General features: G+C 34.5%; 17 protein-coding genes and 2 pseudogenes. 15 read left to right on the top strand and 4 right to left on the bottom strand.

Translation table 11 applies throughout. The annotated features are described in order from the left end of the window. Positions 1 to 190: 190 nt before the first annotated feature. Both I7822_RS25685 and I7822_RS25680 read left to right on the top strand, forming a co-directional pair. Positions 191 to 1,000: a Cof-type HAD-IIB family hydrolase gene (locus I7822_RS25685; RefSeq protein WP_307847887.1), complete on the top strand. Its 810-nt coding sequence runs from the start codon at positions 191 to 193 to the stop codon at positions 998 to 1,000. A 190-nt stretch (positions 1,001 to 1,190) separates the two neighbouring features. Continuing rightward, complete coding sequence (locus tag I7822_RS25680; protein WP_207981911.1) at positions 1,191 to 2,111, top strand: phytanoyl-CoA dioxygenase family protein; 921 nt, start codon at positions 1,191 to 1,193, stop codon at positions 2,109 to 2,111. Positions 2,112 to 2,517: 406 nt separating this feature from the next. Here I7822_RS25680 and I7822_RS25675 read toward each other — a convergent pair whose 3' ends face one another. Beyond that, positions 2,518 to 3,357, bottom strand: a complete 840-nt coding sequence (locus I7822_RS25675; protein WP_207981910.1) for an AraC family transcriptional regulator — start codon at positions 3,355 to 3,357, stop codon at positions 2,518 to 2,520. A 136-nt stretch (positions 3,358 to 3,493) separates the two neighbouring features. Here I7822_RS25675 and I7822_RS25670 point away from each other — a divergent pair, with 136 nt between their 5' ends. The 13 genes and pseudogenes from I7822_RS25670 to I7822_RS25610 form a co-directional block, all read left to right on the top strand. Further along, positions 3,494 to 5,512: a beta-galactosidase gene (locus I7822_RS25670; RefSeq protein ID WP_207981909.1), complete on the top strand. Its 2,019-nt coding sequence runs from the start codon at positions 3,494 to 3,496 to the stop codon at positions 5,510 to 5,512. 1,190 nt (positions 5,513 to 6,702) lie between these two features. Further along, positions 6,703 to 7,812, top strand: coding sequence for a GerAB/ArcD/ProY family transporter (locus I7822_RS25665; RefSeq protein WP_207981908.1), 1,110 nt, complete (start codon positions 6,703 to 6,705; stop codon positions 7,810 to 7,812). 245 nt (positions 7,813 to 8,057) lie between these two features. Next, the gene (locus I7822_RS30770) at positions 8,058 to 8,294 is read left to right on the top strand and encodes an O-methyltransferase (protein WP_372442228.1); all 237 of its coding nucleotides are present in this window, start codon (positions 8,058 to 8,060) and stop codon (positions 8,292 to 8,294) included. A 104-nt stretch (positions 8,295 to 8,398) separates the two neighbouring features. Next, positions 8,399 to 8,905 carry a CBO0543 family protein gene (locus I7822_RS25660; protein ID WP_207981907.1) on the top strand — a complete coding sequence of 169 codons (507 nt, stop codon included), beginning with the start codon at positions 8,399 to 8,401 and terminating at the stop codon, positions 8,903 to 8,905. Between the two features lie 640 nt (positions 8,906 to 9,545). Next, on the top strand, positions 9,546 to 10,019 hold the full coding sequence (locus I7822_RS25655; protein WP_207981906.1) for a PTS sugar transporter subunit IIA: 474 nt from the start codon (positions 9,546 to 9,548) through the stop codon (positions 10,017 to 10,019). 13 nt (positions 10,020 to 10,032) lie between these two features. Beyond that, complete coding sequence (locus I7822_RS25650; protein ID WP_207981905.1) at positions 10,033 to 10,344, top strand: PTS fructose transporter subunit IIB; 312 nt, start codon at positions 10,033 to 10,035, stop codon at positions 10,342 to 10,344. Positions 10,345 to 10,371: 27 nt separating this feature from the next. Then, positions 10,372 to 11,394, top strand: coding sequence for a PTS fructose transporter subunit IIC (locus I7822_RS25645; protein WP_207981904.1), 1,023 nt, complete (start codon positions 10,372 to 10,374; stop codon positions 11,392 to 11,394). A gap of 89 nt (positions 11,395 to 11,483) precedes the next feature. Then, positions 11,484 to 14,123, top strand: coding sequence for a glycoside hydrolase family 38 N-terminal domain-containing protein (locus I7822_RS25640; RefSeq protein ID WP_207981903.1), 2,640 nt, complete (start codon positions 11,484 to 11,486; stop codon positions 14,121 to 14,123). Positions 14,124 to 14,471: 348 nt separating this feature from the next. Beyond that, the gene (locus tag I7822_RS25635) at positions 14,472 to 16,448 is read left to right on the top strand and encodes a BglG family transcription antiterminator (protein ID WP_207981902.1); all 1,977 of its coding nucleotides are present in this window, start codon (positions 14,472 to 14,474) and stop codon (positions 16,446 to 16,448) included. A gap of 12 nt (positions 16,449 to 16,460) precedes the next feature. Continuing rightward, a pseudogene (locus I7822_RS30030) lies at positions 16,461 to 17,597 on the top strand (glycerate kinase). Between the two features lie 41 nt (positions 17,598 to 17,638). After that, the gene (locus I7822_RS25620) at positions 17,639 to 18,505 is read left to right on the top strand and encodes a carbon-nitrogen hydrolase family protein (RefSeq protein WP_207981900.1); all 867 of its coding nucleotides are present in this window, start codon (positions 17,639 to 17,641) and stop codon (positions 18,503 to 18,505) included. 1,838 nt (positions 18,506 to 20,343) lie between these two features. Then, the gene (locus I7822_RS25615) at positions 20,344 to 21,246 is read left to right on the top strand and encodes an alpha/beta fold hydrolase (protein ID WP_307847886.1); all 903 of its coding nucleotides are present in this window, start codon (positions 20,344 to 20,346) and stop codon (positions 21,244 to 21,246) included. 189 nt (positions 21,247 to 21,435) lie between these two features. Beyond that, positions 21,436 to 21,573, top strand: a pseudogene (locus I7822_RS25610) (dihydrofolate reductase); the annotation flags it as partial. Positions 21,574 to 21,867: 294 nt separating this feature from the next. Here the strand turns inward: I7822_RS25610 and I7822_RS25605 are convergent. From I7822_RS25605 to I7822_RS25595, 3 genes are all read right to left on the bottom strand, one after another. Beyond that, positions 21,868 to 22,263, bottom strand: a complete 396-nt coding sequence (locus I7822_RS25605) for a YkvA family protein (RefSeq protein WP_207981899.1) — start codon at positions 22,261 to 22,263, stop codon at positions 21,868 to 21,870. Between the two features lie 183 nt (positions 22,264 to 22,446). Beyond that, positions 22,447 to 22,830, bottom strand: coding sequence for a hypothetical protein (locus tag I7822_RS25600; protein ID WP_207981898.1), 384 nt, complete (start codon positions 22,828 to 22,830; stop codon positions 22,447 to 22,449). Between the two features lie 72 nt (positions 22,831 to 22,902). Further along, a complete protein-coding gene (locus tag I7822_RS25595; RefSeq protein WP_207981897.1) occupies positions 22,903 to 23,421 on the bottom strand; it encodes a CBO0543 family protein in 519 nt (172 codons plus the stop codon). Positions 23,422 to 23,470 lie beyond the last annotated feature (49 nt).

Here is a 23,470-nt window from a genome sequence, read left to right as displayed (position 1 = left end):
CTCAACATAATGGAAGTTATAAAAGCTATGTATTATAGGTTTTTGACTAATTTTTAATAAACAATTCAAAAAAGTTTATTTTTCCTCTTGACCTGAAATGCGTTCCATAAATTATTCTGTTGTTACAAAATACAAATACCTAAGCAATGGTATAGAAAACGTTTGCTCAGGTATTTGTATAGAAGAGGAGGTGTTCAATATAAAGAAGATTGTGTTTTTTGATTTGGATGGAACTATATTAAACGAAGATAAAGTAATACCGGAATCTACCAAAGGAGCTATTCACTTACTTCAGGAAAAAGGTATCTATACTGTTATTTCTACTGGTCGTGTTCCACAAATGTTTGATTGGATACTTGATGAGTTAAATATTGATTCTTATGTATATATAAATGGACAATATGTTGTTTTCGAGGGGAAAGAAATCTACTCAAATCCAATGGACCCTAATATGCTACATGATATTACACGCTTAGCAATAAGTAAAGGGCACGCTGTTGGCTATTGTAATCATCAATATGTAACCGCTTGTAAAAAAGATCATGAATTTATTACAACTAGTTTTAATCGTCTAAAAATGGATTATCCTTTAGTGGATCCAAATTTCTATCAACACTCACCTGTCTACCAAGGACATCTTTACTGTGAAGATCAGGATCAACAAACATATGAAACCAGTTATCCAGGATATAACTTTGTCAGATGGGATAACTGTGCAGCAGATATTCTTCCGAAGGGATGTTCTAAGGCAATAGGCATTCAAAAGATGCTTGAAGCAACTGGAATAGATGTTGAGAATAGCTATGCCTTTGGAGATGGATTGAACGATTTAGAGATGCTCGAAATGGTTGGAACAGGAATCGCTATGGGAAATGCTGTTGATGAAGCAAAGGCTGTTGCTGATTATGTAACAACTTCTTGTTCTAACGATGGTATTTGGAATGGTTTAGTTAGTTTAGGTTTATTAAAAAAAGATTTGAAAGTAAGAATACCGATATAGGAAGAACGAGATCGTTATGTATATAGGCATGTTGCAATATGATTACAGTTGCTATGACAACCAGAATGGGGACCTATTTGCAGCCACCCACCATTAAAGAGTGCTTAATGCTTACCTGACTTTCATGTTTTTAAAGTATTGATTATAAAAGGTTTTAAAAAAAACATTAACTAATAGGAGGAGTTATTAAATGCAAAAAACGAAAGTAAATAACATTTTAGAAATTGATATCCCATTAAATGAACGACCAAACAATGAACCATTAAGAGTGTTGACTGAGGAAGAGTTTAAGTTTTGGAAAGAAAATGGCTATGTGGTCGTAAAAAATGTTGTTCCACAAGAATATATTGATCGCACAGTTGATCTAATTTGGGAGTTTGAAGAGAAAGACCCTAAGAATTCTTCTACATGGTACACAGCTCCACTTCGTGAACACAAAATGCCAGAGTTAAGAGGAGCAGGAATGGTAGAGTTATATAATCATCAATATTTCTGGGACAATCGTTCTTATCAAAAAGTATATGATGCGTTTGTAGATATTTGGGGAACAGAGAAATTATGGACTAGTATTGACAGGTGTAATTTAAGCTTCCCCAATAAACCTGGATATGAATTTGAAGGGTTTATTCACTGGGATGGAGATACTTCATTAGATCCACTACCAGTTAATGTTCAAGGGATATTATTCTTAACAGATACAGATGTTGAAAATGGCGGATTGAGCGTAATTCCTGAGTTATATCGTGACTTCCCGGAGTGGGTAAAAACTCAGCCTGAAGACAGAGATCCTTATCATCCAGATTATACTGGATATACACCAACACCAGTGACATTAAATGCAGGAGACTTACTAATTTTTCATGTTATGCAACCACATGGTTTACGAAAAAATACTTCTGATACAGCTAATATTCACCAATATATCTCTATGTTCCCAGCACAGGAGCATAATGAAGAGTTAAAAGAGTGGAGAATTAAACAATGGAATGACAGAGAGATTCCAGAAGGTATTGCTTTCCTAGGAGATCCTCGTAATTGGGAAAAAGAAAAATATGAAAAAGCCCAACTTAGTGAACTTGGTGAAAAATTATTAGGACTTAAAAAATGGTAATTTAAAAGAGTTATATTTATAGTAAATAAAGTTCAACTTTGTCGATATAAAACCTTTATGGGCCCAAATAGCCACTTCATTTTAGTTATATATAATAGGAGAAACACGTCAAACAAACTCGTTTTGTTTTACTAAGGCTCCCTGTTTATCAATTGCTTTAATCACTCTAATGGCTTCTCTAGTAAATCAAGCTATATTCTAAAGTCTATACAATAGTCAATCCTTAATGATTAAAAATGATTTTAATAAGTTTTGTATGAATCTAGTGGGATATTGTAGGAAGAATTAAAGGATGAGTTTTTTTAGTTTAAGTGACACATTGCTGGTGGGGCTGAAACACGAGATCCTTACAGTTTCTTATTTTTATCATTGGATACGGTTAATAAACAATTTCACATTCTCTGTATCAAAATACACCATTTAAGTGACGGTATTTTTCTGGAGGAATCCCGACCATCTTTCTGAAAGTAGCCACAAAATGGCTTGTGGAACGAAAACCGACTTGCAGGGCAATATCACCAATTGTAGCTGAATTATTTTCTAAAAGGATTTTTTTAGCTTGCTGGATTCGTAAATTCACAAAATAGGCATAGGGAGTTACGTGAAAGTTCTTTTGAAACAACGAATTCAAATGGCGTTTCGATGTATTGATAAAGAGAGCCATTTCATCAAGGCCGACGTCCGGGTTGGAAAGATGGGATTTCATCCAGTCAATGAGTGAATATAACGTAACTAAGTTATTAGTTTCTTTCAAACTGCTTTTATTGGTTTTCCCATACTTTTTTAAAAGCAGAAGAAATTCATAGACATCAGAAGAGGCGCTTATGCTAAAGCTGTCTGTTGTCTCGTCACTTTGTTTTAACACTTTCGTAAGGAATGTGGAAATCGGTGCCTCTTGTTCCCAGTGAAAAAAAGCAGATTGATAGAGTCCAAGTGTAATTAAAATCTCTTTTACCATAATCCCGCCAAATGTTACATACAGTGTTTTCCATGAAGTAGCATCATTTTGTTCATTTTTATACGAATGTGCCATGTGCGGTAGGAGGAGGACCCCGTTATTGGTCGTGAGGTTTATCTGTTGGTTTTGAAACATGATGGAACCTTGTCCGCTGACGGTTTGAATCCAATGGTAATAAGGATAACCACTTGGGCGTGTGATATTTTCTTGTGCAGGATTAAAACCAATCGTTTCAGCAAAAAGCGGCAGTTTACTTTCATTTAATGGGATGAGAAAATGTTTTTTCATTGTTCCGCTTCCTTCCGGGAATCGCTGTTTATTGAGTTCCTTTTTCTTATATCTCTTTCCATTATATTATATGTAATCACATTTTGTAATCGTATACAATGGAATTATAATGATATAAAGGAAAAGGTGATTACATATGATAAACGAAAAACTTCCTAAAATTTGGTATGGGGGAGATTATAATCCAGAGCAGTGGGAAAAAGAGGACTGGGATGAAGATGTTCGTATGTTTAAACTAGCAGGAATTGATGTTGCAACATTAAATGTTTTTTCTTGGGCATTAAATCAGCCTGATGAAGAAACATACAATTTTGCATGGTTAGATGAGCAAATTGATCGGTTATATCAAAATGGAATTTATACCTGTCTAGCAACTAGTACAGCTGCACATCCCGCTTGGATGGCAAAAAAATATCCAGACGTACTGAGGGTTGATTTCCAAGGTAGAAAACGTAAGTTTGGAGGCAGACACAATTCCTGTCCGAACAGCCCAACCTATCGTAAATATGCAGAGTGGATGGCAGACCGGTTAGGAGAAAGATATAAAGATCATCCTGGAGTATTAATTTGGCATGTTTCGAATGAATATGGCGGCTACTGTTATTGTGACAACTGTGCTCAAAGTTTTAGAGAATGGCTTGAAGAAAAATACGAAAACTTAGAGCGCTTAAATAAAGCATGGAACACTCGCTTTTGGGGCCATACGTTTTATGATTGGGATGAAATTGTCCCTCCAAATGCTTTAAGTGAAGAGTGGAATGGGGATTCTACTAGTTTTCAAGGAATATCTTTAGATTATCGAATTTTTCAGTCCGATAGTTTACTAGAATGCTTTAAGCTTGAGAGGGATGTCTTAAAAAAGCATACTCCTAATATCCCAATAACAACAAATTTAATGGGTACCTATAAAGAGCTTGATTATTTTAAATGGGGCAAAGAAATGGATGTTGTTTCTTGGGATAACTATCCTGCTTATGACACACCTGAGAGCTTTACGGCGATGAGGCATGATCTTATGAGAGGCTTGAAAAGCGGCCAGCCTTTTATGCTGATGGAGCAGACGCCGAGCCAGCAAAATTGGCAGTCATATAATTCGTTGAAACGGCCGGGTGTGATGCGCTTATGGAGCTATCAAGCAGTGGCCCGTGGTGCGGATACGGTCATGTTTTTCCAATTGAGAAGATCAGTTGGAGCCTGTGAAAAATACCATGGAGCAGTGATCGAACATGTTGGTCATGAGAATACAAGGGTTTTCCGGGAAACAGCTGCACTTGGTAAGGAACTGGCGAAACTTTCTGATACATTGCTTGATGCACGTATACAAGCTAAAGTAGCGATCGTGTTTGACTGGGAAAACCGCTGGGCAACGGAATTATCTAGTGGCCCATCAAAGGCATTGGATTATGTAAATGAAGTTCATAAATATTATGCCGCCTTATTTGGAGAAAATATTTCGGTAGACATGATTGGTGTTGACGAAGATATAAGCAAGTATGAAGTCGTCTTTGCGCCTGTGTTATATATGGTGAAAACAGGGTATGCAAATAAGGTAAAAGAATTTGTTCAAAATGGAGGAACGTTTGTGACAACGTTCTTTAGCGGAATCGTGAATGAACATGATCTTGTCACACTTGGCGGTTATCCAGGAGAACTGAGAGATCTCCTTGGTATTTGGGTAGAGGAAATCGATGCCCTGCCACCTGAAGAAAAAAATCAAATTGTCGTGAAAAAAGAGGCAGGCAGCTTAACCGGCAGCTATGAGTGCAGTTTGTTGTTTGATATTATCCATTCAGAGGGTGCAGAAGTGCTGGCTGAATATGGCTCTGATTTTTATGCTGGTACACCGGTTATTACGTGTAATTCATATGGAAAAGGGAAAGCGTATTACGTAGGAACATGCCCTGACACAGAGTTTTTAAAGGATTTAGTAAAAACTGTTTGTGAGGAAAAGGGAGTAAAACCGTTACTTAATGTTCCAAAAGGGGTGGAAGTGACGGAGAGAAGCAAGGATGGTTTCGCTTACTTATTTATCATGAACCACAATTCATCAGTAATAGAATTCGAGATAAGTGAAGGAACAGACCTGTTAACAGGTGATGAATTTAACGGGACAGTTTCATTAGATGGATATGGAGTCATGATTATAAAGAAATAGGAAAGAGAGACTGCAGCCAATCTTGAGCTGGAGTAAGTTGGGAAATATCAGGATGAACCTAGGGGCAATAATCACTAGGTTTTTGTCCCAGCTGGATAAAAGCGATTAGTGTAAACGTATTGATGATCTTGAGGATAGATTTCGATTAGAAGAGAAGACAGTTGAGGATTATCAATTGGTCGTGTAAAGGAATAAAAATGATATTGATTGATTGGATACCAATTGGTTTAATACTGATGGTATCTTTTTTTAATTCACAGTTTCTGAGGTGCTATAACTAACCGAACAAAATATTATGAATAAGTGGACTAAAGAAAAGAAAGGGAATAGACTTCAGTCCACAAATCATATTTATGCTGGTAAATGGCGCAATTACCATGAAAATTGGGGACAATTTGTTCCCTTTTTGTTCTGGTTGCCATGGGGAATATCTTTAGGGATAGCAATTCTAGCCTATTATTTAAAAAGGCGGGGACGATGCAAGCATTGTGGTAAACTTTAACTCATCATTTTAATGGTCATTTAACATAAATAAGACCAAATGTAGCGAATTCAGATTACTTATAGATTGTATACATGAGAGTTTTTAATTTCCCTCACTTTAATTTTCGTTTATGCGCATTTCTTTAGCAAGAAATGCGCTCTTCTTAATTAATTGGGCCACTTAATGGATAAGACCTCCAAACTGAACTGGAAATTTACGTTAATGTTGGTGTGAGATGTAAAGAAATGAACTTATATAAACTAGCAGTTATCTGCAAAGAATCAACGTAACTTTTGTATTGATTTAATGGTGTCAAACTCAGTAAAACCTGTAAAATCAAGCCCATTAGGAGGAATGTAGAGTGTCAAATGGACTTCGTGTAAAATATCAATTAACCAAACTAAATCACCGTAAATGAAGTGCCTTAAATCCTTGCCATTATTGGGTTTGAGGCGCTTTTTTATAATCTCAGTACTAATGGATAAGGAAAATTATCCGAACTATCTAGATTGGTCATAACGTTTAGCTAATCCAGGTGCACTTAGTTGACATTATTGTTAACTAGTTTTGTATAGAGTATTTATGTGATAATTTGGGATCTTGCTCAACTAACTAGCATAACCAGTTCGTACTTGGTAATAATAAACAAAAATGAGATTTCGATTTTAATTAATAGATTGTAATCCTTTATACTTGGGAGACGATAATGAATCAAGAAAACATAAGTAGGTTCCAACTTTTTTATTTAATGGTTGGATACGTATTAGGTACAGCCTTGATTTTAGGGTTAGGAGCGGAAGTAAATCAGGATGCTTGGATATTTATTATAGTGGGTATGATATGCGGTATGATCTTAATGGGAATTTACACGCAATTATCATCTTATTATCCTGATGATTCATTGGTTCAAATGATACCAAAAATTATTGGCAAGTATCTTTCATACCCAATAATTTTGCTTTATATTATGAATTTTACATATTCTGCGGCAAGAGGATGTAGAGAATTAGGAGACCTGCTTGTCTCAACAATGTTAGCAGATACCCCTCTTATTGTTATAATTGGAAGCTTTATGGTTTTAATGATCTATTGTCTAAGGGGTGGAGTTGAGACTTTTTATCGTATGGGGGAAGTATTGTTTCCTGTTTATGTTTTTGCTCTCATACTGATTTGGGTTCTTTTAATTAGCGTTAAAGGATTTGATGTTAATAATCTAGCTCCAATATTAGCAAATGGTGTGAAACCAGTTTTGAAAGAGGCATTTCCTAATGCTATAAACTTTCCATTTGGAGAAACAATTATTTTCATGATGATTTTTCCATATCTAAATAATAAGAAAAACATAAAAAAAATAGGAATTTCCTCCATTCTAATTGGGGGTTTACTGTTAACAGTTAATTCAATAATGATGATGTCCGTTTTGGGTCCAGAGATTTATAGCAATAATGTTTTTTCTCTTCTTACAGCTACCCGGATGGTATCTATTGCAGATTTTCTTGAACGTTTTGATGTACTTGTTATTTTAATGATGGTAGCTGGAGTGTTCTTTAAGGTTGGAGGGTTTACATTAGGAGCTGCTGTTGGAATTGCTCAATTATTTAAGTTAAAACAAACCCGTTCTGTCATACTTGGATTGGGGACAATTATTACTTCCTTATCACTCATAAGCGCAACAAGTTATGTAGAACATATAGAATTCGGATTTACGATATATGTTCCTTATATCCATACTTTATTGCAAATCATTATACCGATACTATTACTATGCATCGCCATTATTCGCAAAAAGTTCAATCCTAAAAACTCTTCTTATTGAAGCTCAAGCTATCCGTAAAGCAGTAGAAATTCAAGATTCGAATCTAAGGGTGTTACGGTACTACTCTATGCCCATTTATATAACCAAGCTAGAAAAGAGAAGTACGATGAATGGATGTAATAAGAAATAGGATCGACTTCACGTAAAAATTTCAATTAACCAAATTAGATCAACGTAATTGAAGTGCTTCAATTCCTTGGTATTATTGGGTTTGAGGCGTTTTTTTATTAGCGCAGTACTCACGAATAGGAAAATTATCTGAACTTCCTAGATCGTTCAATTCGTTTAGCCAATCCGGTGCTTTAATTGTAAGCGATAACGTTTTACAAGGTGGACGGGTTTTTGACACCTCTCATGTTGATTTACGATCTGAAAACATGCGTGCGTTTTATCAACGCATGGCAAATGATTCTAATTTGGAATCTATTATTTTGCCAGTTGGGCATGGATTATCAATTGGCCGTGTAAAGGAATCAGTATAATATGGTTTAGGAAAGGGTTACCTTCAATTAGACATAATAGTTTATCCTGATAATTCCCTTAAGTTTGGGGAATATAGTAATACTCTTTATAAAGGATTGGTCTTATGTATATTTTAATTAACGCTTTCTATCTGATCGCAGGGTATAAATGGGGAGACTGGAGGAATTGGAAACAGTATTATCCGACCATACTTTTCTTCATCCTTGGAGACTTTTTATATAACTTTCTACTGTATGAAGAATCATTGTGGTTATTTCATGATTTAATCTTACCTAACCATACAACAATTACAATTTTAGCTATGGTCGTAGTTTACACTGCAACCGTATTAATTTATGTGGGAAGGTTTCCTAATGGATGGAAAAAACGATTATTATGGTTTTTGTTATGGACAGGAATATATTTAAGTGCAGAATATTTTAACTATAAGTTAGGGTTTATTACATACCATAATGGTTGGAATATTTGGTGGTCTGTTTTATTTACAGGTATAATTTTCTTTATTTTACCTGTTCACCACAAAAGACCTCTGTTAGCTTGGATATTTTCAATAATTATTATAGTATCATTGTTGAGTATTTTTAATGTTGAAATTAGTGAATTGAAATAGATTGTAGTGATAATTATTTTTAAGAAGAAATTTCACTAATGTGTGCGAGTGCGGCCGAGCTTAGGTCGAATATCAATCTAGAAAATGAATGGTAATCCATTAAACTTAAAATATGGAAAATAAATTACAAATAGCATTCTCCCTGATTTAATGGTAACAAGGGAGGATGCTATTTTATTCTTATTACATTTCTACATACTTAGTAGAGGTAGCACCTCAGACCCTTACCTCGAGTACCCTTTGACTTAATAAATTGTCTCTCCATTGGGTGTAGCCCACTGTATCTATCTTTTTCATTTAAATCAGTCCAAGTTATCTTTTAAAGTGTCCTTGTGTCGTCGTATGAAGTCTATTTGTTTCTCTAATTCTTCTCCTTTTTCAGCTGTCTCCACGATTCCTAACTGCACTAATTATTACGAAATAACAAGAAAACACAATGCGTGTGTATTGCTAATGAGTAATAAGGTAGAAGTAAATGCGTAAGCGCTTCCTATAACTTTAGGAAAAGAGTTAATTTTTATTCTGTAAAGAAGGGTTTTATAATAATTGTAGAGCAATACATGTTCTATCACTTGATAATAAGATAAGTAAAAAATCATTATTTAGCGTGTATACTACTATGAGATTGAGGGGGAAAAAATTGAAGATTACATCACTTATAAACGAAGATTTAATAGAACTTGAACTTGATGCTTCAAATCAAATAGAAGTAATCGAACATCTAGCTTCATTACTTGAAAATCAGGATCGAATTGATTCGAAGTCAGATTTTATTCAGGGGGTACTAGAAAGGGAAGCACAATTCACAACTGGCTTTGGAAATGGGATTGCAATTCCACATTGCAAAAGTCAAACGGTCAAAAACGCTAGCATTGTCATTGGGAAAATGATAAATGGAGTGGATTGGAAAGCAATGGATGATTGTGAAGTTTCATTTATCATTATGCTTGCAATACCAGAATCAGAAGGTGGATTGACTCATCTTCAAATTCTTTCAACTCTGTCAGGAAATTTAATAGACGAAGATTTTAGAACAAGCTTGATGAGTGCTTCAGATAAACAAGATGTATTATGTTTTTTAGAAGATTGTTTAAGTGAAAAATCCAATTCATAAAGGAGAGAGTATAATGAAAATCATCGCAATTACAGCATGTCCTGCAGGTGTTGCTCATACTTATATGGCCGCTGCAGCTTTAGAAGCTTCTGCTAAAAAAATGGGCGTCAAAATAAAAGTTGAAAAGCAAGGTGCTATGGGTATTGAGAACGCTATCAAAGAGAAAGAAATAGCTGAGGCAGGAGCACTTATTCTTGCAGTAGATACGGCCATTGCAAAGGCTGAACGTTTTAATAATATCCCGACAGTTAAAGTTTCGGTTGCTGAAGCGGTAAAAAACCCTCAAGGATTAATAAATCAAGCTATGGAATTAGCTAAGGAATAATGAATTAAGAAAAGGAGAGGGTCTCTTATGAAAAATTTTCTTGAAGAAGCAAAAAAACATCTAATGACAGGTGTTTCTTATATGCTACCTTTCGTCGTAGCAGGTGGATTGTTACTAACTATCGGTTTATTACTTGGTGGAGGAGAACAAGAAACGGGTTTTGCTAAAAAAACTGTCGAAATAGGAGTGCTGATTTTCTCATTAATGGTTCCTGTTATGGCGGGTTATATGGCCTACTCAATTGCTGATCGTCCAGGTATTGCACCAGGTATGGTTGGTGGCTTGGTCGCGAATGAGATTGGAGCAGGATTTTTAGGTGGTATTGTGGCCGGATTCATTGCTGGTTATATTGTGAATATTATTAAACAGCTTCCAATACATCGTTATTTTGTGCAATTAAAACCAATTATTATTATTCCATTATTAGGTGCTGGTGCTGTTGCATTACTAATGTACATTATTGGTCAGCCAATTGCTGCTCTTTCAGAAGGATTACAAGTATGGCTTAAATCTTTAAGTGGTGGAAACATAATTGTTCTTGGAATTATTATAGGTGCTATGATGGCATTTGATATGGGTGGCCCTGTTAATAAAGTAGCTTTTGCTTTCTGTGTAGGTATGTTAAATGAAGGGATATACGCTCCAATGGCTGCTTGTTGGATTGGAATTATGACTCCACCAATCGGTTTAGCACTAGCTACTAGACTGGCACCAAAGAAATTTACTTTAGCTGAAAGACAAAGTGCTTTACCAACAACGTTTATGGGTGCAACTGGAATAACTGAAGGTGCAATACCATTTGCGGCAAGTGATCCACTTCGTGTAATTCCTTCAATTGTAATAGGTTCAGCTGTAGGTGGAGCCTTGGCCCTGGCTTTAGGTGCAGAAGCTCCAGTTCCAAGTGGTGGAGTGTTCGTCCTACCATTCTTCATTAAGCCAATCATGTTTGTCATTGCTTTTGTAGTAGGTATTATCGTAACAGCTGTAACAACAGTTGTATTAAAGAAGAATGTAGAAGAAGAAATGGCGATTACTGAAGAAGCAGTATAAAAAATTAATCTTGTTGACATTGGGGACCTAATAATGGTTCCCTCATGTTTATTATGACCAAAATAGATTCTTACTGATGGAGGCTCAATATGAACTATCATGTCATTGCTCATACACATTGGGATCGAGAGTGGCACCAAACCTACCAGCAATACCGAGTAAAGCTTGTTCGGTTTATGGATGAGTTAATTCAACTACTAGAGACTAATCCTGCATATATATCATTTATGTTAGATGGACAGACGATTGTGTTAGAGGATTATTTAGAGATTAAACCTGATAATAGGGAAAAAATTGAGAAGCTAGTTCAAGATGAACGTTTATTAATTGGACCTTGGTATATTCAACCAGATGAGTTTATTCCAAGTGGGGAGTCTTTAATTAGAAACTTACTAATTGGACAACAAATTGCAGATGAGTTTGGACCAGCTATGCAAATTGGGTATCTGCCTGATTCATTTGGTCAAGCTGCTCAGATTCCTCAAGTATTACATGGATTTGGAATCAAGAATGCACTTTTTTGGCGTGGTATTACAGATGAGGAGACAAATAAAACTGATTTTTGGTGGGAAGGTCCAGATGGATCAAAAGTATTAACTACCCATTTGCCATTAGGGTATGGAAATGGAAGAATGCTTTCAACCGATCTTGAACAGAATTTAAAAGTTATTGAAGAAAATAATAAAGAATTAAAAGATATGGTTAACTCAACAAGTATGTTATTAATGTGTGGTTTTGACCAAAAAAGTGCTACAAAAGAGCTACCAGAAATTGTTGAGGAGCTCAATAGCCATTATTCTACCATTGGTAGTAACTCTTCAGTGAAAATTAGCAAATTAAAAGATTATTTTGATTCTGTACAGGAAGAGCCTCAAAACTTGGAAACAATCCAAGGCGAATTTAGAAAAGGAAAAAACATGCGTGTGCATGTAAGTATCGCCTCTACTCGTTTAGACTTGAAGAAGAAGAACTTTGAAGTTCAAAATTTATATGAAAAATACATTGAACCGCTTAATACGATGTCTCTTCTTTTAGGAAACAACTATGACAAAGATATAATTAACAAGGGTTGGAAATACATGCTACAAAATCATGCTCATGATTCCATTTGCAATGTTTGTACAGATGCTACACACAAGGAAATGGAAATGAGGTATGAATTCGCAAAGCAAATTGGTCAAACCGTTCAGAATGATGTAACAACTGATTTAATTAATAAAATCAAATTCGACTACAACAAAGGTATCCCCCTAATTGTGTTTAACACATTAGGTCACAAAAGAACGAATATTGTAGAGGCTACCCTTCATTTGAAGTCAAAGGAATTTGCCATCGTGGACCCAAAAGGTAATCATATTCCATATCAAATCATTGAAACGAAAAAAGAAAACTTAAATGATAAACAAATTGAGATTGGTGTTAAAAATGAAGATCAATTCGTTTGGACGACCAACATTAAATTCCTTGCAGAAATAAATGGTCTTGGTTATAAAACATTTTATATTAAAGAGAATCGATCAACGAATCATGATTCAACTCACATATACCAAGACGGTGTTTTTTCTAATGACTATTTTCAAGTAAAAGTTCAATCAAATGGTTCGATATCTGTTAAAGAACGTTTAACAGGTAAAAAATATTCCAATCTCAATGTTTTTGAAGAAGGTGGAAATGCTGGAGATGAATATGATTTTTCTCCACCGAGAGAAGATATGATCATCACAACGAAGGATTCTACGCCTGAGATCGTAGTCATTCATAACGGTCCTATTTTTGCAACTGTAAAAATAGTTCATACTCTACAATTTCCTGAAGATACAGATGTTAATGGACGATCGAAAGAAACTAAATCATCCACGATTGAAACATTGGCTACGATAAATCGTCATGAGAACAGAATTGATATTAGAACGGTTATTGATAATACAGTGAAAAACCACAGAATTCGGGCCCTTTTTGAAAGTGGACTTAAAGCAAGTACTCATACTGCTGATCAACAATTTGGAACGATATGCCGTGAAAATTTCCTTCCACAAGTGGAGTATTGGGAAGAAGAAAAATGGGAAGAAAAATATTATCCAATCTATCCACAACAAAAATTTGTCAATGTTTCTGATGAAGAACAAGGACTTACTATTTTTAATAAAGGATTGCCGCAATATGAGATTCTGAATGGACAAGAACCAACTATTGCATTGACCTTATTATGTGGAACTGACTATATGGGTAAACAAGATTTAGTTGATCGACCTGGAAGAAGATCAGGTCTCCATGTTGAAACCCCAGATAGCATACTTTATGGTAACCATGAGATGGAATATTCTATTATGCCACATTCCGGCAATCTTAACGATGCGAAAATTGGAGTAACATCTAACGAATATACTGCTCCAATGGTAGCTATTCCGGTCTATCATCAATCAGAAGCTGGGAAGTTCAAAGATGTGAATCATTTCTTTGCATTGGATAACTCTCAAATGGCTATTAGCGCTGTGAAAAAATGTGAAAATGATGATAGTATTATTGTGCGAATTTACAATACAACGAATCAGGAATTACCTATTGCAATGGCTTCTGTCAATACAGAATTCTTTAACAAAATTGAGGTTGTTGATTTTAATGAAATCCTTCATCCTGAAGCAGATGAGCGTATTCAATTAAATGAAAGCGAAATAGTGCTGAACGATCTTAAAAGTAATGAAATAATTAGCTTTAAATTAAGTAGATAAAGTTCATCGAAAAGGGGGATACCTTGATGCAGAGTTAGACTGTCTACTCTTTTCAAGTACCCTCTTTTTTGTTAAATGACAATCTGGATTGATAATCATTGAATTTGCTATACTAAGAAGGTTTAATCTTAAGGCTGACTCGCCAAACTTTGTTGCTATTTACCAAGTAGTGCGGTGTGGTTGATTGCAGCGAGAGATGCTCGCTTTCCGCGGGGCGGGCGGTGAGCCTCCTCGGCGTAAACGCTACATGAGTCTCGCAATCCGTTCCAATCAACCTTAAAAAGTTTTCGTTTTAAAAGCAACAATCTCTTAGAAAAGAGCCAATCTTAATGAAGGGAGGTTATGGGATTGTTAAACAACCGTTTAATAGAAATAATAAAAGAATTGCTAGCTTACGAAGTGCCTATCACAAGCGAATACTTATCAAAACTGGTAGGTGTCACTTCACGTACGATAAGAAATGATATTTCCACTCTAAACCTAGAGCTGAAAAAAATCGGCGTAAAAATTGATGCACAAAGAGGAGTAGGTTATTTTTTAGAACCTAAACCTAATAAAGAAATCAGGGAATTAATAGAAGAATTGTTCCAAATACATGAAACATTTGGAAATCAAGACCTTCCAATTTTACCCGAAGAAAGAGTTCTTTATATTTTGAAAAGAATCATTATGGCTGATGATTATATAACAATTGAACAAATAGCCAATGAATTATTTGTCAGTAAATCGACGGTGGACAACGATTTAAAGATAGTAGAAAAGCTATTGAGTAAATTCGATGTTTCTCTTTATAAAAAGCCTAACTATGGTATAAAACTAGTCGGTATTGAGATGAACATTCGCTTTTGTTTGTCTGATTGTTTGTCAAATATGAAAAGTGAGCAATCACGTGATGCGATGAATAATAGTGATCCTTCATTTGTAGAAGGGATAGACGTGAATTTAATTAAAGCGATTACTAATAATCATATTCAGCACCTACCGATTAATATTGCTGAAATGCCTGTTAATAATTTAATTATGCACATTGCTATTGGGATCCAACGCATAAAAAAGGGAAAGAATATTGAACCTAATACATTAGAAATTAAAGATATTGAAGAACAGAGAGAATACCATGTGGCAACCAATATCGTAAAGGCATTGGAAAAGGAATTTTCTATAAAAATCCCTAAAGAGGAAATTGCGTATATAACGATTCATCTACTCGGAGCAAAGCAGTTTCAAGGCGGAAATCTGTTGCATGATGATTTTATTGAATTAATTGGAGAAAGTAATTATCAATTAGTAATAGATATTCTTTCTGAAATAAATAGAGAGTATCGTATTGAGCTTTTGGAAGATAAAGAACTAGTGTATGGACTAGGATTGCATTTAAGGTCAGCAATGAATCGAATGAGATATAAAATGAATCTTCGAAATCCGATGTTGCAAGAAATAAAAAACAGCTACCCGTTTCCTTTTGAACTAGCTATCGTTGCTTCTAATATCATTCTGCGTGAACAACAAATTAGTATAAATGAAGATGAAATTGGATATATCGCTGTTCATTTAGCTGCTTCAATTGAACGGATAAAAAATAAGAAAAAACGTGAAGTAAGGCGGGTAGCCATTGTTTGTGCATCAGGTATGGGTACAGCAAAACTTCTTGCTGCTAGTATTGAAAGTAAATTTCCTGGATTAAATATTGTTGGAACATACCCATCCTATTCCATTAAAGACATTGAAAATGAGGATGTCGATTTAATATTAAGTACCGTTTCAGTAAAAGAAGAAAGAACGATTCCGATACTGCATATTAATGCTTTATTGACTGATAAAGACGTAGATATGGTAAATGACTATATTTCACGAAAGTATTTGAATGATGACAAAGAAAAATCATTTGAAAAACTCCAAAATTTATTTAGTGAAGATTTATTTTTTTCACAAATTGACAAAAGAGACCCTGCCGAAACTATTAAAACGATGGCTTCCACGTTAAACAGTAAAGGATATGTAGATGATTCATACGTAGATTCTGTACTTGAGCGTGAACAAATATCACCAACTTCGATTGGCAATTTAGTAGCCATTCCACATCCATTAAAACCAAATGCTCTTGATTCATGCATTGCAATTGGAATCTTAAAGAAACCGATAAACTGGGGAGGATCAAATGTCCAATTAGTGTTACTGCTAGCATTAAATGAAAGGGATAAGGAAGAATTCAGCACCTTATTTAATAGACTATGGAAGTTAGTAGAGGATAAGAAATTAGTAGCGGAGCTTTGCAAAACCGCTAGCTTTTCAGAAATAGTGTCTAAATTAGAAAAGACTAAATAATCAACTATAAAAATGAGGTATTTTATGAGAGTTTTAATCGCTCCAGATTCATTTAAAGAATGCCTTAATGCAAGTGAAGTAGGGCAAAGTATTAGAAATGGAATTCTAGCCGAAATTCCTGACGCTCACATCGATGTTTTGCCGATGGCTGATGGCGGTGAAGGGACCATTGAAGCTCTTGTTCATGCTACAAATGGTCGAACAATTGAACTTAAAGCAACTGATCCATTTGGAAAACGAGTAACAACATGCTATGGAATTTTAGGTGATAACAAAACCGCAGTCATTGAAACGGCAAAAATAGCAGGATTGCAGATTGTTTCCAAAAGAAACCCTCTATCTGCCTCCACTTTTGGGGTAGGAGAGCTTATCAATCATGCGATAGATTCCGGTTATCGAAAGATTATTATTGGACTTGGCGGAAGTGCAACCAATGATGGTGGCTTTGGTATGCTTCAGGCATTAGGTGTGAAGTTTCTTGGTGCAGAAGGGCAACAAATACGCCAAGGTCGAGGATTTTTTTCAAAGATTGCTTCAGTTGATTTATCCTCAATTTGTCCTTCCATTCATGAATGTGAAATCATTATTGCAAGCGATGTGGAGAATGAACTTTGTGGCCCTAATGGAGCAACCTATGTCTTCTGACCTCAAAAAGGAGTAAAAGAGATAGATCTTGAACCACTAGATAAGGGCTTAGGTCACTATGCGAGCCTTATTGAAACCGTTATGGGTAAAAGTATAAAAAAAACACCAGGAGCTGGTGCAGCAGGTGGATTAGGTTTTGGGTTGCTAGTATTGGGGGGACAGATTCAATCGGGAGCGAAAATTGTTTCTGAAGCAATTAACTTAGAGAAGTATATTCAGGTCTCGGATTGGGTCATTACAGGAGAAGGGAAAAGCGATTTTCAATCAGCCTTCGGAAAAGTCCCTGTTCATGTAGCGAAAATTGCAAGGAAGAATAATATTCATACGATCTTACTTTCTGGTTCACTAGGAAAAGGTTATCAAGAACTGTATGAATATTTTATAAGCTGTCATTCTATTTCAAGTGGACCTATGAGTTTGGAACAATCGATGCAAAATGCAGCGCAATTGCTAAATGATTCATCTCGTAATATAGCCCGCTTAATAAGAATGATTAATAGGTAGTTACGTATATTAATATGTTAAAAGAGATGGAGGCAAGTGCTATGGTTAAAATAGCGATAGGACAAATTACACCAGAAACGGGTCAGAAAAACAAGAATCTCGAAAAAATGAAACGATACACAATAGATGCAGCGGAACAGGGAGCAAAATTAGTTGTTTTTCCTGAATTAGCATTGACTGGTTACAACTGTGGGGATGATTTTTTTGATGTAGCCGAGCCTATTCCTGGAGATGCTGTAACATTTTTTAAAGAAATAGCTACTCAACATGACATTTATATTATTTGGGGGATGCCAGAAAAAAGTATAAACGGTATTCTATACAATGCAGCTGTCCTTGTTGGTCCAGAAGGTTACATTGGCTCTTGTAGAAAGAATACACTTCCAGGACATGCAACAGACCAAACTGGTCCTGGCGCATTTCCAGACAGAAGATACTTTAAGGCAGGAGAAAATCTCCCTGTATTTGATACGGCAATAGGAAAAATTGGGATACTTATTTGTTATGATATCTTCTTCCCAGAATTAGCACGCTTGCTTACATTAAAGGGAGCCGATATCATCGTAGGCATTTCAGGTTCACCAACATTTGAAAAGGACATTTTTGAACCTATTGTAAAAGCAAGAGCGATGGAGAATACAATTAACTTTGTATACACAAATCTTGTAGGACAAGAAGGAGAAACCACATACTGGGGTGGTGGATGTATTATAGGAGCCGGTGAAAAAGAAACAAAAGTACCTGGAACACCGGTCGTATGTAAAGCTCCATACGAAGGCGAAGGAATAACAATCGGTGATATAGATATACAGCACCTTAACAAAATACGTCCATATTTCCCTGTCTTAAGAGATATTACCACACGAATGTACGAACAACTGGCAGATGCTCATAGAAAGTTGACTTAACTGCTTGAAATTGATCCTAATTGAGAATCGATCATTTTGCCAGTTGGACAGTGGTTATCAATTGGTCGTGTAAAAGAAAATGAAATTTATGGAAGGGACACCAATTGGTTTATTGCCGATGGTATCCTTTTTTATTTTTATATATTTGTAGTTTCTGAGGCTGCTATAACTAACTGAACAAAAAATTATGAATAAGTAGACTAAAGGGGAAAATGGGGAATACACAATTCAATTCTTTTTCATCAAAAGGGCCGTTTGCTGAATTAATAAAGTATTTATAATCTATTAACATTAGCTAAATAAAATTATGTTAACTTTAAATTGTAACGATGAGGACAACTATTCTATTGAGTATAGGGTGTGTTAGATAAAATGGTTACTAGAGTGGGCATAAGTTTTTTACTTATAATGGTACACTTCTACTTGGTTTGAGTAGATCTAATTTTTTTTATTTTAATATAATAATTGAACCATAGAATTAGATGTCAGCAAAAATAATGCTGATTTTTTTTATTGTGCAGAACTGGGCGGAACTACTCAGTAACGTAACGAATTCTTATTGAAGCTCTCGTTTTTCATTTTAAGGGAAGTTTAATTAAAAAAGCTTATTGAGCTAAATGGGAAGGTAGTCAAAAAAAGATAAGGAAAAGTTATTACTTTTAACAAATAATTTGTAATACTCCATCAAAGAGGGAAGTGTCATTATTTTCCTATTAAGGGAGTGGTGAGTATGATGTTTACCATAAATCCTATTGGAGTAGTTTACAATGACCGTAAAGCACCAGAAGATGATTTTTGGGGGGAAGTTCTTTTAGAAATAAAGTTAGAAAAAGATTAGGATATGAGTTGTATGTTGGGTATTCACAACTAGAAACTCAATATCTTTAGCCTCTAGTAAATTCACATTGTGGTGAAGCACTGATTTTGGTGCTTAACTGAAGCTCAAGCTATCCGTAAAGCAGTAGAAATTCAAGATTCGAATCTAAGGGTGTTCCGGTACTACTCTATGCCCGTTTATATAACCAAGCTAGAAATGAGAAGTACGATAAATGGATGTAATAAGAAATAGGATCGAGTTCACGTAAAAATATCAATTAACCAATTAAATCAACGTAAATGAAGTGCCTTAATTCCTTGGTATTATTGGGTTTGAGGCGTTTTTTATAAGCACAGTACTCACAAAAGGAAAATTATCCGAACTTCTTAGATCGTTCAATTCGTATAGCCAATCCTGTTGCTTTAATTGTAAGCGATAACGTTTTGCTAGGTGGACGGGTTATGACGCCTCTCATGTTGATTTACGATCTGAAAACATGCGTGCGTTTTATCAACGCATGACGAATGATTCTAATTTAGAATTTATTATTTTGCCAGTTGGGCAGGGATTATCAATTGGTTGTGTAAAGGAATCAGTATAATATGGTTTAGTAAGGGTTACATATTGGTTTATCGCCGATAGTACCCTTTTTTGTTTTCGTTTAGGAAATAATAAAATTCTTGAACTGTGGATAAGCGCACGACATCCAGCTCCAGCGCCTAACCCCTCTAGGGTCTAGATAATTTAGAATTGAAGGCAAAGAACGCCTTCTATTCTAAATCATCTTATTTGCCCGAGGCTGATCAGGGCGCTTGCGCTTTTGTTCTTATATTCGTAGTTTCTGAGTCTTTTATAACTAACTGAACAAAAAATTATGAATGAGTAGACTTAAGGAAAAGATGGGGGATACTCGATTCTTTTTCAACAAAAGGCCATATAATTGAAGATCACATTCTCCAATTAAAGAATAGATGAAACCTTTAAAGGGTAGTTAACGTAGAACCTAAATAGAAGGTTATATTTGGAATATGAATCGAGGTGTTTTATGAGGGAAACATCAATTTACAAAAGTACAGAAGGAAAAAGAAAAATTGCTCAGTACTATGAAAATTATATAAAGACTTTCACATACGATATTGAAAGATTTTATATTGATACAAGTTACGGAAAAACACATATGCTTGTTGCAGGTCCGACTGAAGGTAAACCTTTGTTTATACTTCAAGGTGGCAATTGTATTAATCCAATGACATTATCCTGGTTTTCACCTCTTATAGATAAGTATAGAATCTATGCACCAGATACTATTGGACACCCTGGATACAGTGAACAAAAAAGGATTTCAGCAAAAGACGATAGTTTTGCTCAATGGATAACAGAGCAAATGAATTATTTCAATATTGAAAAATGTGCATTTATAGGTCCATCTTATGGTGCTGGAATTATTCTTAGATTAGCAGCATTTATGCCAGATAAGATTGATTGTTCAATTTTAGTCTCTCCAGCAGGAATACAGTTGGGATCTAAGTTTAAAATGAGTAAGAATATTTTACTTCCATTAATCCTATTCAATATCACTTCTTCTGAAAAATATCTCAATAATATTACAAACGTAATGTCGTCTAATAGCATGAAAGAAATTGATAAACGCATTATTGGAGATATTTTTAAATTTATTAAACTTGAACAAGAAATGCCTAAATTAACAAAAAAGGAGGAATTAATGCGGTATAACTCTCCTACTTTGATTATTACAGGAGAAAAAGACATCTTTTTTCCAGCCAATCGGTTAAACAAAGTAGCAAGAGAAATCATATCAAATTTAATAGAAGCCAAAACAATTGATATGGGACATTTCCCTTCAGAAGAACATTTAATAGAAATTAACAATGAAATTAAGGAATTCTTAAATACACACTACTAATAATATATATTTAATTCAGGTGCAAAATTTATAAATATTATAAGCCTATTCCAGAAAAGGGCGCGATTGCTCACCAAGGGCAGTCGCTTTTTTGTGCTAATGTGGAGTTTAGTATAACAAACAAGGAACTTCAATAGAAATAAAAAATCACATGGAAAAAAGTAAAAAAAAGATATGAGATTTTCTTAAATTGTTGTAATAGATAAGAATAGAGTAATCGGTAAAGAGAATGACATCTCCTGGAGAATTCCAATAGATTGGGAGTATGTTAAAGATATTACAAAGGGACATCCAATCATATTAGGTAGAAAGATCCTTGAGTCAATTTGAAGGACTTTAAACGAAAAAAAAGGAAACTATAGCAGAGAATGAAATTATAGTGAAAAATCAAGAGAATTAAACGAACTTAAAAAAACACTTATTATAAATATCTTCTCATTTTGCATCAGGTGTGAAATTTGAAGACATCGTAGAAATGCCTAAAGAATCATCTGATGAAGTAGTGGAAGAAGTTTAAAAAGAATAGGTTTGGAATTAATTAGTTTACTATTGATCAGAAGTTGATTAATGTCTCAGTTCGCAGATAATACGAATTTGAAGAAAATAGAATATTAATAATTCTCATGATGTAAAATCAATTATCATTTTTCCTATCCACACTCCAAGTGAAATCCAAATTAAAATAAAGAGAATACCAACAAACCAATTTTTTGGTTTTTCATTCTTCTTCAACTCTTCAGCCATAAACCGATTTTCCTCTATAATATAAGTAGGTATTAATTTTATGGCAAGGGAGATTCCTAGAGGAATGAGAATGAGGTCATCCAAATACCCTAAAATAGGAATAAAATCAGGGATTAAATCAACTGGACTAAAGGCGTAGGCCACAACACAGATTGCGACTGCTTTAGCATACCAAGGTGTTCTGTTGTCTTTGTATGATAGGTAAAGAACGAATAAATCCTGTTTTAATTTTCTTGCATAATTTTTTAATCTAATTATATTGTCATTTTTCATTATTAAATTACCCCCATTCACAACAATTATAAATAACTTAATGGGGTAGGTAAACTACTGAAGTTAATGAACATTTCTCACTTATTCCGAACCATAATGTAAACTATTCGAGATTTAATGGCCAGGATTTTTATTTCGAACAAAATAAAAGTGCCAACGAGTAATTAGACAAGCAATTAAGAATTAGATAGGAGTCCACCAAAGCTTCCACCCCTTATAAACAATGTACCCAAAATAGCTGGATATAAGTTCAAAAAGTGTCGAGAAAATAACCCAAAACAATAGATAATAGATAAACCGTTTTTTGCTTTTGGGCATGAAGTTTAGATAAAGAATCCCAAATGTTGCTGGCAAGGTAATCTGAACAAATAAATCATATGTTTGAGGTCCTGGGTCCATTAAATCGTATAAATCAAGTATATCGCCAAAAATTAGATCAGCCGTAAGTGCATTTAGAGTAACAAACATCCATGTTATATAAATTTCTTGTCGTGTTAGTTTAATGGGTACCAACAGAATTATTAGTATGTTAATAACTAATGAGGAAATGGTAAAAATGTAGACCAATGTAAGTCTCCTAGTTATGGAATATAGTGACAAACTTACAATAAAACTTAGTGAGTACCACATAATTCTAACTTATTTTGCAAATTCTTTTTTTTCTGTAGCAATTGAGGGATTGTGAATTTTTTTATCCAAGAAACGAATTCCCTCAATGCATCCTTTAACAAGCAAAAAAGTAAACGAAAGAACAATAAATGTAATATAGCTATTCCAGCCCTTATTATATTTCACTAATTTGGTATTATTTTCAAGCCAATTCTCAAAAAGTGTCATTGGTCCGCTAAAAAGGAAAACACTCACGATTGATTTTAACGGATTCATTTTATAAGTAAATTGATTATATATGACACATGATAAAGGAAATAATATATATAAAAACACAATGTTTGAGTCAAATAATTTAGGAAAATAGCGGTGTGGATATTGCACATATTTTGTCTTTATTACTGGTCCATCAAATACAGTAGAAACTAAAGTTTTAATAAAATAAATAAGAAACCAGTCCTTCAAATCACCTTTTCTTCGTAATAAAAAAAATATGCTTCCACCTATTCCAAATATAGTCAATAAGTTCAAAATTGCCTTGTCCTTCATATTTGCACCTCCTATAAATAATATATCCTTTTTAAAAAATATTATCAGG

Origin of the sequence: Metabacillus bambusae (assembly GCF_017497975.1) — a bacterium.
GTDB classification, from domain to species: domain Bacteria; phylum Bacillota; class Bacilli; order Bacillales; family Bacillaceae; genus Metabacillus; species Metabacillus bambusae.
The sequence above is the reverse complement of the archived record's forward strand: the minus strand, read 5'-3'. Positions and strand labels throughout refer to the sequence as shown.

Excerpts from the sequence above, each read along its gene's own strand:
- I7822_RS25680 (WP_207981911.1), top strand. The coding sequence starts at position 1,191 with ATGCAAAAAACGAAAGTAAATAACATTTTAGAAATTGATATCCCATTA.
- I7822_RS25675 (WP_207981910.1), bottom strand. The coding sequence starts at position 3,357 with ATGAAAAAACATTTTCTCATCCCATTAAATGAAAGTAAACTGCCGCTT.
- I7822_RS25670 (WP_207981909.1), top strand. The coding sequence starts at position 3,494 with ATGATAAACGAAAAACTTCCTAAAATTTGGTATGGGGGAGATTATAAT.
- I7822_RS25665 (WP_207981908.1), top strand. The coding sequence starts at position 6,703 with ATGAATCAAGAAAACATAAGTAGGTTCCAACTTTTTTATTTAATGGTT.
- I7822_RS25660 (WP_207981907.1), top strand. The coding sequence starts at position 8,399 with ATGTATATTTTAATTAACGCTTTCTATCTGATCGCAGGGTATAAATGG.
- I7822_RS25650 (WP_207981905.1), top strand. The coding sequence starts at position 10,033 with ATGAAAATCATCGCAATTACAGCATGTCCTGCAGGTGTTGCTCATACT.
- I7822_RS25645 (WP_207981904.1), top strand. The coding sequence starts at position 10,372 with ATGAAAAATTTTCTTGAAGAAGCAAAAAAACATCTAATGACAGGTGTT.
- I7822_RS25640 (WP_207981903.1), top strand. The coding sequence starts at position 11,484 with ATGAACTATCATGTCATTGCTCATACACATTGGGATCGAGAGTGGCAC.
- I7822_RS25620 (WP_207981900.1), top strand. The coding sequence starts at position 17,639 with ATGGTTAAAATAGCGATAGGACAAATTACACCAGAAACGGGTCAGAAA.
- I7822_RS25605 (WP_207981899.1), bottom strand. The coding sequence starts at position 22,263 with ATGAAAAATGACAATATAATTAGATTAAAAAATTATGCAAGAAAATTA.
- I7822_RS25595 (WP_207981897.1), bottom strand. The coding sequence starts at position 23,421 with ATGAAGGACAAGGCAATTTTGAACTTATTGACTATATTTGGAATAGGT.